The sequence below is a fragment of the Propionigenium maris DSM 9537 genome (assembly GCF_027925155.1).
Lineage (GTDB): Bacteria > Fusobacteriota > Fusobacteriia > Fusobacteriales > Fusobacteriaceae > Propionigenium > Propionigenium maris.
Genome location: NZ_BSDY01000030.1, coordinates 1 through 13,854, shown reverse-complemented (window position 1 = coordinate 13,854; position 13,854 = coordinate 1). Strand labels below are relative to the sequence as shown.

Annotated in this window: 18 protein-coding genes and 1 pseudogene; 17 read left to right on the top strand and 2 right to left on the bottom strand. The window is 37.6% G+C overall.

All coding sequences use genetic code 11. The features are described from left to right. Positions 1 to 247: 247 nt before the first annotated feature. From QMG11_RS17700 to QMG11_RS17625, 16 genes are all read left to right on the top strand, one after another. A complete protein-coding gene (locus tag QMG11_RS17700; RefSeq protein WP_281837653.1) occupies positions 248 to 709 on the top strand; it encodes an outer membrane beta-barrel protein in 462 nt (153 codons plus the stop codon). A gap of 280 nt (positions 710 to 989) precedes the next feature. Further along, complete coding sequence (locus QMG11_RS17695) at positions 990 to 1,406, top strand: hypothetical protein (RefSeq protein ID WP_281837652.1); 417 nt, start codon at positions 990 to 992, stop codon at positions 1,404 to 1,406. Positions 1,407 to 1,520: 114 nt separating this feature from the next. Beyond that, positions 1,521 to 1,940, top strand: a complete 420-nt coding sequence (locus tag QMG11_RS17690; RefSeq protein ID WP_281837651.1) for a hypothetical protein — start codon at positions 1,521 to 1,523, stop codon at positions 1,938 to 1,940. Positions 1,941 to 2,405: 465 nt separating this feature from the next. After that, complete coding sequence (locus QMG11_RS17685; protein ID WP_281837650.1) at positions 2,406 to 3,389, top strand: S66 family peptidase; 984 nt, start codon at positions 2,406 to 2,408, stop codon at positions 3,387 to 3,389. Between the two features lie 96 nt (positions 3,390 to 3,485). Continuing rightward, the gene (locus QMG11_RS17680) at positions 3,486 to 4,460 is read left to right on the top strand and encodes a hypothetical protein (protein ID WP_281837649.1); all 975 of its coding nucleotides are present in this window, start codon (positions 3,486 to 3,488) and stop codon (positions 4,458 to 4,460) included. A 378-nt stretch (positions 4,461 to 4,838) separates the two neighbouring features. After that, on the top strand, positions 4,839 to 5,480 hold the full coding sequence (locus QMG11_RS17675; protein WP_281837648.1) for an adenylate kinase: 642 nt from the start codon (positions 4,839 to 4,841) through the stop codon (positions 5,478 to 5,480). A gap of 28 nt (positions 5,481 to 5,508) precedes the next feature. Then, a complete protein-coding gene (map, locus tag QMG11_RS17670) occupies positions 5,509 to 6,276 on the top strand; it encodes a type I methionyl aminopeptidase (protein WP_281837647.1) in 768 nt (255 codons plus the stop codon). 77 nt (positions 6,277 to 6,353) lie between these two features. Next, positions 6,354 to 6,575 (top strand): translation initiation factor IF-1, encoded by a 222-nt coding sequence (gene infA, locus QMG11_RS17665; RefSeq protein ID WP_281837646.1) that lies wholly within the window; start codon positions 6,354 to 6,356, stop codon positions 6,573 to 6,575. Between the two features lie 61 nt (positions 6,576 to 6,636). Beyond that, the gene (rpmJ, locus tag QMG11_RS17660) at positions 6,637 to 6,750 is read left to right on the top strand and encodes a 50S ribosomal protein L36 (RefSeq protein WP_078694616.1); all 114 of its coding nucleotides are present in this window, start codon (positions 6,637 to 6,639) and stop codon (positions 6,748 to 6,750) included. A gap of 164 nt (positions 6,751 to 6,914) precedes the next feature. Then, the gene (rpsM, locus tag QMG11_RS17655) at positions 6,915 to 7,271 is read left to right on the top strand and encodes a 30S ribosomal protein S13 (RefSeq protein WP_281837645.1); all 357 of its coding nucleotides are present in this window, start codon (positions 6,915 to 6,917) and stop codon (positions 7,269 to 7,271) included. 49 nt (positions 7,272 to 7,320) lie between these two features. After that, the gene (gene rpsK / locus QMG11_RS17650; protein WP_281837644.1) at positions 7,321 to 7,710 is read left to right on the top strand and encodes a 30S ribosomal protein S11; all 390 of its coding nucleotides are present in this window, start codon (positions 7,321 to 7,323) and stop codon (positions 7,708 to 7,710) included. Between the two features lie 83 nt (positions 7,711 to 7,793). Further along, positions 7,794 to 8,381, top strand: a complete 588-nt coding sequence (gene rpsD, locus QMG11_RS17645) for a 30S ribosomal protein S4 (RefSeq protein WP_281837643.1) — start codon at positions 7,794 to 7,796, stop codon at positions 8,379 to 8,381. A 27-nt stretch (positions 8,382 to 8,408) separates the two neighbouring features. Then, the gene (locus QMG11_RS17640) at positions 8,409 to 9,386 is read left to right on the top strand and encodes a DNA-directed RNA polymerase subunit alpha (protein WP_281837642.1); all 978 of its coding nucleotides are present in this window, start codon (positions 8,409 to 8,411) and stop codon (positions 9,384 to 9,386) included. A 24-nt stretch (positions 9,387 to 9,410) separates the two neighbouring features. After that, a complete protein-coding gene (gene rplQ / locus QMG11_RS17635; protein WP_281837641.1) occupies positions 9,411 to 9,761 on the top strand; it encodes a 50S ribosomal protein L17 in 351 nt (116 codons plus the stop codon). A gap of 209 nt (positions 9,762 to 9,970) precedes the next feature. Then, complete coding sequence (locus QMG11_RS17630) at positions 9,971 to 10,657, top strand: radical SAM protein (protein ID WP_281837640.1); 687 nt, start codon at positions 9,971 to 9,973, stop codon at positions 10,655 to 10,657. Positions 10,658 to 10,943: 286 nt separating this feature from the next. Then, positions 10,944 to 11,333 carry a VOC family protein gene (locus tag QMG11_RS17625; RefSeq protein ID WP_281837639.1) on the top strand — a complete coding sequence of 130 codons (390 nt, stop codon included), beginning with the start codon at positions 10,944 to 10,946 and terminating at the stop codon, positions 11,331 to 11,333. A 512-nt stretch (positions 11,334 to 11,845) separates the two neighbouring features. On the opposite strand, the gene QMG11_RS17620 is transcribed toward QMG11_RS17625, so the two are convergent. Beyond that, positions 11,846 to 12,163 carry a hypothetical protein gene (locus QMG11_RS17620; protein WP_281837638.1) on the bottom strand — a complete coding sequence of 106 codons (318 nt, stop codon included), beginning with the start codon at positions 12,161 to 12,163 and terminating at the stop codon, positions 11,846 to 11,848. Positions 12,164 to 12,402: 239 nt separating this feature from the next. Here QMG11_RS17620 and QMG11_RS17615 point away from each other — a divergent pair. After that, positions 12,403 to 12,591, top strand: a pseudogene (locus tag QMG11_RS17615) (SelT/SelW/SelH family protein); the annotation flags it as partial. 278 nt (positions 12,592 to 12,869) lie between these two features. On the opposite strand, the gene QMG11_RS17610 reads toward QMG11_RS17615, so the two are convergent. Beyond that, the gene (locus tag QMG11_RS17610; RefSeq protein ID WP_281837637.1) at positions 12,870 to 13,535 is read right to left on the bottom strand and encodes a hypothetical protein; all 666 of its coding nucleotides are present in this window, start codon (positions 13,533 to 13,535) and stop codon (positions 12,870 to 12,872) included. Positions 13,536 to 13,854: the final 319 nt, after the last annotated feature.

Below are 13,854 nucleotides of genomic sequence, written 5' to 3'. Positions count from 1 at the left end.
GAAGTTTAACGGAACGGAGGAGGTTTTTATTGTGAAGATCAACGACTATGAATCCCACTTTTATTTTTAAAATCTTAATTAATAAAACCCTCCAATCTTTCTAAGATGTTTACGTCAAAGGTAATCTAACTCTCTTAATTTTATAAGGCAGATGTGAGCTAAATGGCAGCAACAGGGAAATTGACAATAACTTTCAAGGATGATAGTATGTTTTAACATTATAAAGGTTATTTATGGAGGCTGCTGGGTGATACTAAGAGGGAAGTTATTGAGAATAGTGTTGTTTTGGATTATAATGAACCTTACTTTTATAGACACTTTTTCCCAGGAGAGTGTGGGACTTGAATATGAGAACCTGAATATAGGTTTCAATAGTTATGATGCCACCCTTTCCAATTCTGAAAAGGTGACTCCCATATACACTGAGCTGAAATACTCCTTCAACAAGGAAGGGCGAGTAAGTCCCTTTATAAAGGGAGATTTTGGTTTTAACTATGTCAGCGATGAAATTGACGAGAGTGATAGTGCCCAGGAGGAGAAGTTACTGAGTATGACTGAAAACAGCTATTCAAGTATCGGTGTAGGTGCAGATATAGGAGAACAACTCTCAATGGAAGCTGCCTATACAAACTATCAGATAGCCGTTGAAGAAAGGGAGGATAAATTCTCTGAAAACAGAGTAATGCTAAAGCTGAAATACAGATACTAAGATTTTTAAGCTGCTTAAGGCAGCTTTTTTTATTGTTAAAGAGTTACTTTACTACCAGATGTATAAAGGATGGTTAAATTTTTTAGATTCTTAATAGCTTACGAACCTTATAGCTGTTTTGATATATTTCTAATCAAGGAAGTAGCTGAAAGTGTAAGAAGGACAGGAGTTTTTTATAGAAAAGGTAGCAAGATTCTCTTAATTTTTTAAAGAAGTTGTAAGTTGATGAGGGACCTTTGGGGTGGTATCTTGAGGTAATACTTTCCCCAAGGAGCAGACCATGAAAAAGATATTTATTCCCCTCCTGCTAGTAATAAATATAGAGGTATTTTCAGAGGAGCTCACTGCCATGAACTATAAAAGCCTCAGCTTTAAGGTGGACTTCCATGAACTGACCCTCTCCAATGAGGAGAGGATCATCCCAGTGTACACCGAGATGAAGTATCAGTTTCCCACAAATAAAAACTATAAGCCCTTTATAAAGGGGGAGGTAGGTTTCAACTATGTGGATGAAAGGGATGATGTGGATGAGGCGGAGGATCTCTTTGAAAACAACTACTACAGTATAGGGGGAGGAGTAGCTCTAAGAGATCTCATAGTAGAGCTTGCCCTTGCCAACTACAATGTAAGGTATCGCACAAACAGAGATGAAGTATCAGAAAACAGGATACTCCTTAAGATAGAGTATAGATATTAAAGGAGAAGTTTTACCCTTTCTTAAGCTGACTGAAAGTTGACAAAGGGTGTAAAGAATGATACTATACTTTAATGGAATGAATTCTTTTTATTGGACGTAGCAAAGGAGGATATCGTGAGAAGATTGTTATTTGTTTTGATGATATGTCTTACCTTTACAAGTATCTTCGCCCAGGATACCACTGGGATGGAGTATAAAAACTTCAATATAAGCCTCAACACCCATGATGCCACCCTCTCCAACTCTGAGAAGGTAATGCCAATATATACCGAGTTAAAGTACTCCTTCAATAAGGAGAGCAGGGTAAGTCCCTTTATAAAGGGAGACTTTGGATTCTCCTATATAGATGAAAGCGAGGAAACTGGTGGAATGAGGGATATGGCCAGCAACAACTACTCCAGTATGGGAATGGGGGTAGATGTGGGACACCTCTCGGTGGAAGCTGCCTATGCAAACTACCAGATAGGTGCCGAGGAGAAGAAGGATGAGTTCAATGAGAACAGGGTAATGCTGAAGCTGAAGTATAGATATTAAGAGAGCTATGCACTTAAGTGCATAGCTCTCTTTTTTTATTGATATTTATAACTTTTGATTTACTTCTTCTTTCCCAGTAAAAGAGGAGAATAATTTTTATTTTCACTCTCTCAAGAGAGCGAGGTACCTTTGCTGTTCATTTCTTTTGTCGCAAAAGAAACGAACCAAAGAAAATGTGCCCTCTTTATAATTCCTTATGAGTATAATTATAAATCTACGGCCTTTATGAGCTACAGTCCTCGCTCCTATTGGAAAATGAATTAGTTTATCGCTGCGGAACTTAATTTGTGGGGCGGTCTAGCTTATAATCAAGTAGAGAGCTAAATCGATATAAAGATGGGATTATCTGTGCTAATTCGTGGTAAGGGGCTTTTAAAGCTTTTTATTCCATGAAGGCAGGTAAATTTGAGGTGGAATTGGGGAGGAAAAGATGATATGATGGTTCAAAAAATAAGGGGGAATAGAATGAAATTGAAAGCTGGAGATACAATAGGTATGTTTTCGCCGTCAACTCCTATAACAAAGTTTTGCCCCAAGAGGTTTAAGAGGGGAAAGGAGTTCTTAGAGAGTAAGGGATTCAAGGTCTTAGAGGGGAGGTTGACCGGGAAAGCCGACTACTACAGATCGGGAAGCATCAAAGAGAGGGCCGAGGAGCTCAATGAACTCATAAGAAACCCAGAGGTAAGGTGTATCATGTCGGCTATAGGAGGGATGAACTCCAACTCCCTTCTTCCATACATAGATTACGAGGCCTTCAAGAGAGACCCCAAGATTGTAATAGGTTACTCAGATGTGACGGCTATCCTCATGGGAATATATGCCCAGACGGGGATATCCACCTACTACGGTCCCGCCCTTGTGGCATCCTTTGGGGAGCTGGAGCCCTACAACGAGATGACCTACAGATACTTTGAGGATATCCTTGTAAAACCTACAGCAAAGGAGTATGAGTATGAGATGCCGGAGTTCTGGACGGAGGAGTTCATCGACTGGGAGACCCAGGAGAGGGAGAAGGACAGAAGGAAAAATGAGTGGATTACCCTTAAAGAGGGAAAAGTCGAGGGAAGGCTAATCATAGGTAACCTCAATACCATGGGAGGAATCTGGGGAAGCAAGTATATGCCGGAGATAAAGGAGGGAGATATATTATTTATTGAGGACTCCCTCTGCGATATAGCCACTGTGGAGAGAAGCTTCTCCCACCTGAAGGTAAGTGGTTACCTTGAAAGGATAGGGGGACTTATCATCGGAAAGCACGAACTGTTCAAGGACGGAGGTACCGGAAGAAAATCCTATGAGGTCCTCCAGGAGGTACTTGGGAGCGACTACGACTTCCCATTCCTAGCTGAGGTGGACTGCTGCCACACCCACCCAATGTTCACCATGCCAATAGGAGCAAGGGTGAGATTGGATGCTACCAACAAAAAAGTTGTACTTCTAAAGGGCTAGCAACCCTCATCCCTTTTTAACGGTTTCTCCCTAGCTAAGGAGAAACCTAAAGTCATAGATAATGGGAAAGAGAAATAAAATAGAGGTGAAGCTAGATTGAAGAGAGTGGTATTTGATTTAAAGAGGGATTATATTGATTTTAGGAAAAAAGAAATGAAGCTCCTAGGGGTAGAGAATATCAGTGAATTAAAGACAGATAATGAAATACTTTACAAGTATTTTAATATTATAAGGAGAAGTATACCTATAAAGAGATATAGCTGCTTCATTTCAAGGGAACTAAAAGAAAAATTAGAGCTAAAAGAAGTGGATGTAGAAGCAATATTAGGTATTAAAAGGTCCTTTGAACAGGGAAAAAATATAAATCCATATTTAAGTACAGGAATAAAAAGATTATATGTAATGAATGAACGAAGGAAAAAGAAGAAATCTAAAAAAGAAATAGAGAGAGAAGAAAAGGTTCAAAGAGAAGATAACATGTTTTATCAATATGGAATATATCATTTTCATTTAGGAACTTTAAATGAAGGAGAAAGGTATGCAGGAAGGACAGGACCTTTATTGTTTGCTTACATAGATATTGAAAAAAGTAATGTATATTTTTTAGATGTTCAAAATCATGGAAATTGGCTAAAGGAAGAAAAATTGTCTATTTTCTATAAAAATTGGGAGGCTGCATTTAGAGAGTACTTTATTTCTATTGGTAAGATAGTTGAAAAACAGCGTCCTGAGAAAGAAAGAGAGAAACTACGAAAAAATTATATAAATGTTCCTATTACGATTGAAGGAGAAAAATTTATAGCACCTAGAGCTGTTGCTACTAATTCTTTAGAAAATTATTCTATTTGTGATACTTATGCCATGCTCACTTTATTGGAAAAGAAGCAATGTGAGATTTCAGAAAAGTTTTGGAGCCTCCTAGAAGGAGAAATAGAAAAAGAATTATTGATAGAATGGCAAAATGAGGGATTAGTTTTAAAAGCAATAAATTTTAAAATTGATTATGAGAAAAACATATTTTCCTGTACTTTAGAAGATATAGACAGAAAAAAACTTAGGTTAATAATTTAATACTGAAACATGTCTGCTCTTCTGAAATATAAACAATGACAGAGTGGCATTTTGAAAATTTTGTAAATGGAATATGAAAAAGAGGTCTAGAAAAATATTCGTCGACTACCCTTAGCATCTGGCAATCGATACGATTTTTTCAGACGTCTTTGATTATGGAATATAAATTTTCAATGAGCCTTGAACTTTTGGTTACTTTTCTTTCAAGAGAAAAGTAACGGATAAGCTTTAAAGAAACCCCAAAATTTAACTATTAGAAAGAGGAGAGGTGGGATAAAATCCACCTCTCCTCTTTTACTCCCATCCCTAGCAAAATCCACTTTTTTATTGTATAATATACTTTGTGTATTAAAAAATTAACGAGGAGTTGAGGTATTGATGAACTTAATGTTATTCGGTGCTCCTGGAGCAGGAAAGGGTACTCAGGCTAAATTCTTAATCGAGAAGTATGGTATCCCTCAGATCTCTACTGGAGACATACTAAGAGCAGCTATCTCTGAAGGAACAGAGATGGGAATGGAAGCTAAGAAATTTATCGAGGCGGGACAGCTTGTACCTGATTCTACAATCATCGGAATCATCAAGGACAGACTAGCTATGGAAGACTGTAAGAAGGGATTCATCCTAGACGGTTTCCCAAGAACTCTAGCCCAGGCAGAGGCTCTAGAAGTACTTATGAAGGATATGGGAATTGCCCTAGATAAGGTAATCTCTCTAAATGTTCCAGATGAGCTAATCACAGATAGAATCACTGGTAGAAGAATGTGTAAGGATTGTGGAGCATCATTCCACGTAGAGTTCAACCCATCGAAGGTAGAGGGGAAGTGTGACTACTGTGGCGGAGAGCTTTACATCAGAAAGGATGATACAGCTGAAACTGTAGCTAACAGACTGGAAGCATACCATGCACAGACAGCACCACTTTTCGCGTTCTACTCGGAAAGAGGAGTAATGGCAGAGGTAGACGGAACACAGGACGTATCTAAGGTAACTGAGGATATGTTTGCACTTCTTGGATAATAAATCTGGGGATAGAAAGGATGTATAGATGGCAATCTACAATTTAGAGGAAATAGAAAAGATAAGGGAGGCCAACCAGATAATCGCAAGGTTATATGAGGAGGTACTTCCGCCACACATCAAACCGGGAATCTCAACTATGGAGTTAAACAACATCATAGAGGAGTATGTAAGAAGTCAGGGGGCAGTCCCTGCCACTATTGGTGTAGGGGGACCTGAAAACCCATATCCTGCAGCTTCATGTATATCTGTGAACAACGAGGTAGTTCACGGGATTCCAAGGGAGGATAAGATACTTAAGGAGGGAGACCTTGTAAGTATAGATGTGGTAACCAACCTGAACGGATACTTTGGGGATTCAGCTATTACCTTCCCAGTAGGAGAGGTAAGCGATGAGGCAAAGCGTCTTATAGAGGTAACTAGAAATGCCAGAGATATTGGTGTTGAACACATGATCGTAGGGAACAGACTGGGAGATGTGGGAAATGCCGTTCAAAAATATGTTGAAAAACATGGCTTCACTGTAGTGAGGGATTTCTGTGGTCATGGAGTAGGTAAATCGATGCACGAGGAACCTGCACTACCTAACTTCGGAAGAAAGGGTAGGGGTCTTAAGATCGAGAACGGAATGGTTCTAGCCCTTGAGCCAATGGTCAACGCCGGATCGTACAAAGTATATGTAACTAACGATGGATGGACAGCTGTAACGAAGGACGGAAAACTTTCTGCTCACTTTGAGCATTCAGTGGCTATAATCGATGGAAAACCAGTAGTTTTGAGTAAGCTAAACGGTTAAAAAAAAGTCAAAAAACAGTAGACTTTTTGTGGTAAAGATGTTACAATAATATGAATTTCTGTTCGGTAGGAGGAACTATGGCGAAGAAAGATGTTATCGAATTAGAAGGTACTATTCTTGAGTCACTACCAAACGCTACGTTTAAGGTAGAGTTAGAGAATGGTCACGTAATTTTAGGACACATCTCAGGAAAGATGAGAATGCACTACATTAAGATATTACCTGGAGACAAGGTTACTGTACAGGTTTCACCTTACGACCTTTCAAAGGGAAGAATAACTTACAGAAAGAAGGGATAATCCCCTTTTAGTGTTTTGACTTGATCCATAAGAGATGGAAGAATCAATGGGAGGTAATCAGGTGAAAGTAAGAGCGTCTGTAAAACCAATCTGCGACAAGTGCAAGGTTATCAAGAGACACGGTAAGATCAGAGTAATCTGTGAAAATCCTAAGCACAAGCAGGTACAAGGATAATTAATTATCCGAAGCAACAAAATATAGTACTGATATCAGGTACTGTAAAGGCATGTGAACCGTAGGGTCACTCCTATTCGTTACGAATGGGGCATGCCGAAGAAAGTGTTCGTCGGTTAATATACCGGCAAATATATAAATTTTCGTGAAGAGGAGGAATAGCATTGGCTAGAATCGCAGGAGTAGATATCCCTAGAAATAAGAGAGTTGAGATTTCACTTACTTATATCTTTGGAATCGGACACACAACTTCAAAAAAAGTACTTACTGAAGCTGGAGTAGACTTTAACACTAGAGTTAAGGATCTTACAGAAGAAGAAGTAAACAAGATCAGATCTATCATTGATGGAATCAAGGTAGAGGGAGATCTGAGAAAAGAAGTTAGACTTGACATCAAGAGACTTCAGGACATCAGATGTTACAGAGGACTTAGACACAGAATGAACCTACCAGCAAGAGGTCAGAAGTCTAAGACAAACGCAAGAACTGTAAAGGGTCCTAAGAGACCAGTAAGAAAATAATAGCCGCACAAATTTAGAGGTGCAGATCATAGTAAGGAGGTAACTCAAGTTGGCAAAGAAGAAAGTCGTTAAGACTAAAAAGAAATTAAAAAATATTCCTACTGGAATAGCTCACATACACTCAAACTTCAATAACACGATTATTGCAATCACTGATACTGAGGGAAGAGTTATCACTTGGAAATCTGGTGGTACATCAGGATTCAAGGGAACTAAGAAAAGTACTCCATTTGCAGCACAGATCGCAGCTGAGCAAGCAGCACAGGTAGCTATGGAAAATGGAATGAAAAAAGTAGAAGTAAAGGTGAAAGGACCTGGATCAGGTAGAGAGGCATCAATCAGATCGCTTCAGGCTGCTGGGCTAGAGGTTACTAGAATAACTGACGCAACTCCAGTTCCGCACAATGGTTGTAGACCACCAAAAAGAAGAAGAGTGTAGTTCACCTACTTATTGAATTTAACTCGTAGAAGTTAAGCGCTCATTTTTGAAAGTAAATTCTATAAAGGAGGAGTATAAGACAAATGGCAATTAATAGACAGCCCGTTTTAAAGAAATGTAGAGCTCTTGGTATCGATCCATCTGTTTTAGGAGTAAACAAATCTTCTAAGAGAGGACCAAGACCTAACGCAAACAGAAAACCAACTGAATATGCTATTCAGTTAAAAGAAAAGCAAAAAGCAAAGTTTATATACAATGTAATGGAGAAGCAGTTCAGAAAGTTATACGCTGAGGCAACAAGAAAAGATGGTGTAACTGGTCTTAACCTTATCCAGTACCTTGAGAGAAGACTTGACAACGTAGTATACAGACTAGGACTAGCTAAGACTAGAAGACAAGCTAGACAGGTTGTATCACACGGACACGTTGCAGTAAACGGAAGAAAAGTTAACATCGCTTCATACAGAGTAAAGGCTGGAGACGTAATCACTGTAATCGAGAACTCAAAGAACATTGAGATCATCAAGAACGCAGTAGAAGATGCTAACACACCTGCATGGTTAGAGCTAGACAAGGCTGGATTCTCTGGAAAAGTTCTTCAGAACCCAACTAAAGACGACCTAGACTTCGAATTAAACGAAGACATGATCGTTGAGTTCTACTCTAGATAATAAACCCTTTTCGTAGGAGTTGATTAGATGTTAAAAATTGAAAAACATGCAAGAAGTATTAACATATCTGAAGTTAAGGAAAACGATTTCAGAGGTCAATACATTGTAGAGCCTCTATATAGAGGATATGGACACACATTAGGTAACGCCCTAAGAAGAGTATTACTTTCTTCAATTCCTGGAGCAGCTATAAAAGGTGTTAGGATAGAGGGAGTACTAAATGAGTTCTCTACTATGGAAGGTGTTAAGGAATCTGTAACTGATCTAGTACTTAACGTTAAAGAGATAGTTATAGCTACTGAGACTCCTGGTGAAAAGAGAATGACTCTTTCTGTGAAAGGTCCAAGAGTAATTACAGCTGCAGACATCATCCCTGATGCTGAGATTAGAATTGTTAATCCTGAGCAGGTTATCTGTACTGTAACAACAGATAGAGAAGTAAATATGGAGTTCCTAGTAGATACTGGTGAAAGCTTCGTAGTTGCTGACGAAATCGAAAAGAAAGACTGGCCAGTAGATTACATCGCTGTAGATGCAATCTATACTCCAATCAAGAAGGTATCTTACCATGTGGAAGATACAATGGTTGGAAGAATGACCGATTTTGATAAATTAACTCTTAATGTTGAAACTGACGGAAGTGTTGAGATAAGAGACTGTATCTCTTATGCTGTAGAGCTTCTAAAGTTCCACTTCGATCCATTCCTAGAGATTGGAAACAAGATGGAAAGCTTAAGAGGAGATCTTGAAGAAGAAGAAGAGGAAGAGGAAGGTCAAGATCAAGGTGAAGATGTTCTACACCTTAAGATCGAAGAGTTAGATCTTACTGTAAGATCATTTAACTGTTTAAAGAAGGCTGGAATCGAGGAAGTTGGACAGTTAGCGAGACTATCGCTAAACGAGCTTCTTAAAATCAAAAACCTAGGAAGAAAGTCTCTTGATGAAATACTTGAGAAGATGAAGGAACTAGGATTTGATCTTGCTTCTAACGGATCTGTTGAATAATAAAAGTAAGGAGGATCCTGAGTAATGAACCATAACAAGAACTATAGAAAACTTGGTAGAAGATCAGACCACAGAAAAGCTATGCTTATGAACTTAACTATCTCTATCTTAAGAGAAGAGAGAATAGAAACTACTGTTACTAGAGCTAAGGAATTAAGAAAGTTTGCTGAGAGAATGATTACTCTTGGTAAAAAGGGAGATCTTGCTGCTAGAAGAAGAGCATTCGCATTCCTTAGAGACGATGCAGTTGTAGCTAAGCTATTCAACGAAATCGCTCCTAAGTACGCTGAGAGAAACGGTGGATACACTAGAATCATAAGAACTACTGTAAGAAGAGGAGATTCTTCTGAAATGGCTATTATCGAGCTAGTATAATCGCTTAATATATTAGAGACGACATAATGTCGTCTCTTTTTTTATTTTATGAATAATAGAGGAGGGCATGGTAAGTTCCCTGTAATTTAGGGGATATGGGATTTAAAGGATGTTTTTAAGCTGTGTGCTATCTGAAATTGACAATCATTGTGAAATAGAGTACTATATTTTTTAGAATAAAATTAAAATCACCGAGGGGGAATATATTAATGGATCCATTTTCTATAAGTGACGTTTATTTAGGGGCCAATAACATGAGGTGTATAAACATAAATCCGCTTCCTGAAAATTATTGTAGTTTTGACTGTATTTTCTGTCCATTGGGAAGAACTAAAGTTAAAACTGAAGAGAGATTTTATTTTGAAGAAACAAAAAGATTCTTAGTAGAAGTGGAAAAAGTTATAAAAAAAGAAAGGATCGAATATGTTTTCATCGATCCTGATGGAGAAGCCCTTGCAAATAGTGAAATTCTAGATATAATAAGATTGCTAAAAGATAATAACATTGTTGTAAAGTTATTATGTAATGGATACTTAGTAAACAGAGAAGGATATATAGACGTTTTGAATGAGTGTGATGAAATAATAGGAGAATTGATGGTTACCACCGAGGAAAAGTTCCAGAAGATTCTCAGACCTCTGGAGGGTTATACTTTAGAAGAGCATATTTCAAACATGGCTAGCTTTAACAAACAGTACTCTGGAAAATTCATTTTAGATATTACACTTCTAAAAGATATTTCAGACTCAGATATAGATATAGAGAAGCTTAAAGAATATATAGATATAATTAAACCAGATGAGTTCTTTCTTGAGACACCTAGGGGAAAATTTGAAAAAGCTTTAGGAGTATCTGAAAAAAAGATTAATGAACTTAGGAAGAGATTATCAAAATAGTATTCTCATAATAGAAAAAATTTAAAAAATTCTCTTTTATTGGATGGAGAGAAATACCTATGTCATAAATTTTGATAAATTAATAAAAAGCTAAAGATTTAATATCTGATTTTCTTACTTTAGACTAGGTGCGAGATAGAACCTAATCTGTGGAACTAAGAAGGTAGAGATATTCTGTGGAGTCCGACATCTGTATACGGTCGTAAATAAAAGATTAATTATAAAATTGATTTTTATGAATAATAGTGTTAACCTTCTAAATCATAGAGTTTGGAGGTTATCCTATATGAAAACGAAAATAAGTTTAGTTACTATCTGGACCGATGAAATTGGAGTAATGAAAGAGTTTTATAGAGAGGTCCTGGGATTTAAAGTAAAGACCGACCTGGGAGAGTATGTTGAGTTTGTAAGTGAGGGAGTAAGGTTTGCAATCTGTGAGAGGAAGGTTATGCATGACTACAGCAGGGAGTTCAAGGAGAGGGGCTCTGGACAAAAATTTGAGTTAGCTTTTCCATGCACCGATAAGAAAGATGTGGATAGTACCTATGAAAAACTGATATTAAAGGGAGCCAAACCTATAAAGCCTCCCTTTGATACACCATGGAATCAGAGGTGTGCACTCTTTGCAGACCCAGATGGAAATATCCACGAGGTATTCTGTGAGTTGGATGGTTAATAATTTTTTTGATAAAAATGATATTTCACTCTCCGAAAGAGAGCGAGGTACTTTCTTACCATGATGCAAGAAAGTACCCAAAGAAGATCTAGGGGTTCATAATTGTCTTCTTGAGTAAATCGTATTTTTCGTTTCTTTGTTGGGTTCTCTACAGAGCCTAAAGGATTTTAACGAAACGACGTAGCAGTCTAACGACTATGAACCCCATTCTTTAAATAAAAAGATGGCCTTTTGAAAATATCTTAGATAAACAGAAAAAAGAGCTGAAAGGTGAGAGGGTTACAGGGGAGTACTATAAAATCTGGGCTTCTTCAGCTCTTTTTTATTTGAACTTTATTTGGATTTTGATAGTCGTTTAACTTCACAGTAAAGAAATACCTCGTTCCGTCTGACTATTTAGGTTCTATCTAGAGCCTTGAAAAGGAACGAAAACTTTGGAATTACCCGAAAAGACAATTATCAGAGTCTTGAACTCTTGGTTACTTCTTTTTCAAGTGAGAAGTAACGAATGTTTAAAAGGAAAATGGCACCTCGGTTCCTCCATAGAAGGATTCCTTGATCTTCATGGAAACATAGGAATCCTCGGTGAAGAGGTTGAGGAAGTATCCAGCTATTCCTGTAAAGATGTTACCCTTGCTGACCCTTATATAGTATCCCCTGTAGGAGTCCTTCCTACTGGGAAATTTCAGACCATGCTTTGAAAGAGCTGCTGAGACCCTGTTAGTGTCCACATCCTTTACAGAGATAATCTCCTCCAGCTTATAACCGTTTTTATAACAATATCTCTTGAGAGATCCGCCCTTCTTGATAATTGCATATATATTTTCCATAGTTATCAGTCTCCTTCCTATATTAAAAAGTGTTGTAACTGTTCTTAATTCTTTTATTACACTTATTATAAATTTCCTGGGTAAAGATACGGTAAAGAAGGGGATTTTTTTAAAAAAATTAAAGGGAAGCATGAAACTTTATGGTATAATATTCTTGATAAAACAAGTAAAGAAAATGGGAGGAGAATATGAAGCCAGTATTGTCTATTGAGTTTTGTGTATCGTGAGGATATGGTCAAAGAGCAGTGAGTGCTCTGGGAGTCTTGGTAAGACTCTATAAGAAGGAAGTTTCAGAATTTAAATTAATCCCTTCATCTGGTGGGGCTTTCGAGGTAAAGTGGGATGAAAAGCTAATCTTTTCCAAGAAGGCAGAGGGAAGATTCCCTGAACTGGATGAATTAACTGAATTAGTAGAAAAGGAGATCTAAATAAAACCACCCTGTAAGTGTGCAGGGTGGTTTTTTTGTTGTTAAATTTTTTTGAATTATTTAAAAACGGCCTCTTAAGTCGATGAAGCTTTAACAGAAGAAATTTACCAGACCGTTAATCAAATTAAGTTTATCATAATGTTTTGCCAAACTATTACCTGACAGAATTATGATTGTAGCTAATAAAGGTCGTATATGAATAATATAGCTCAAAAGACATTTGAGAGGTCTTGATTTTTTGGATACTTATTGCATCAAGGCAAAAGTATCGGTTTTAATTAAAACTCTCCCTCTATAAAGAAGGTCCAGTAGTTGGATCCACCGTCCACTCCACTCACATAACCGAAGATCCCCGATCTGTGGGAGAGACCTCCTCCTATATAGTAGTTTTCCAGCTGCTCCCACCTGGTGATATCCCTCAGGTTGAAGGAAATATGGAGATCCAGGTAGTTTAGGATATGGGCATCACTCTTTTCATCCTCATTGTTGGTATTCTGAATCTCTATATCCAGCCTCTCCCTCACCAGGGAGATACCCTCACCCAGACCGATCCTGGTTCTCACATATCTACTCCAGGGAAAGGTCTTCCAGTAGACCTTGATACCACCATTTAGCTGGTAGGTATCCTTTCCAGAAAGCTCCTTGGGTTCCGTATACTTACCATCCTCTACCTTGATATCCTGCCTGTGGTAGATAAAGCTGGAGAAGTAGGTGAGGTCTCCAGAACCATTCCATATATCTCTAGCCAGGTAGTTTTCAAACTGGATACCTATGAGGGTTCCCCTCTGCTCATCTCTGGTGGATTCCTGAAAGGAAACCAGATCTCTGAGACTGGAATAGGATGCCTTACCATAGAGGACACGGATAAGGTATTTATTGTCTTCATTCTCTTCCATTCCAAAAATAAGTGTGGCTGTAAGAAGGAACATAAAAAATATTTTCATGGGTACTACCTCCTATAGTTATTATATTTTGTATGCCAGATATTCCCTTTATTTTTTACAGGTGAATTTTATGATTAATCGAGTATAGTTTTGTAAAGGAATTAAAACCACAAGGAATAGATGTTTTAAGTATAGGAATGGTTAAAACTTTCTGAAACTCTGTATCCTTATTTGATTTTTTAATGAAATACAATATAGGCTGTTGCAAAAGTATTGTATAATTTTCAATATTGCAATGGCCTTTTCTATTGTAAATAATAATATCTTTAAACTAACATTAAAAAACTTCCTGCTTAGCCCTCTAACTCTATGATTATCA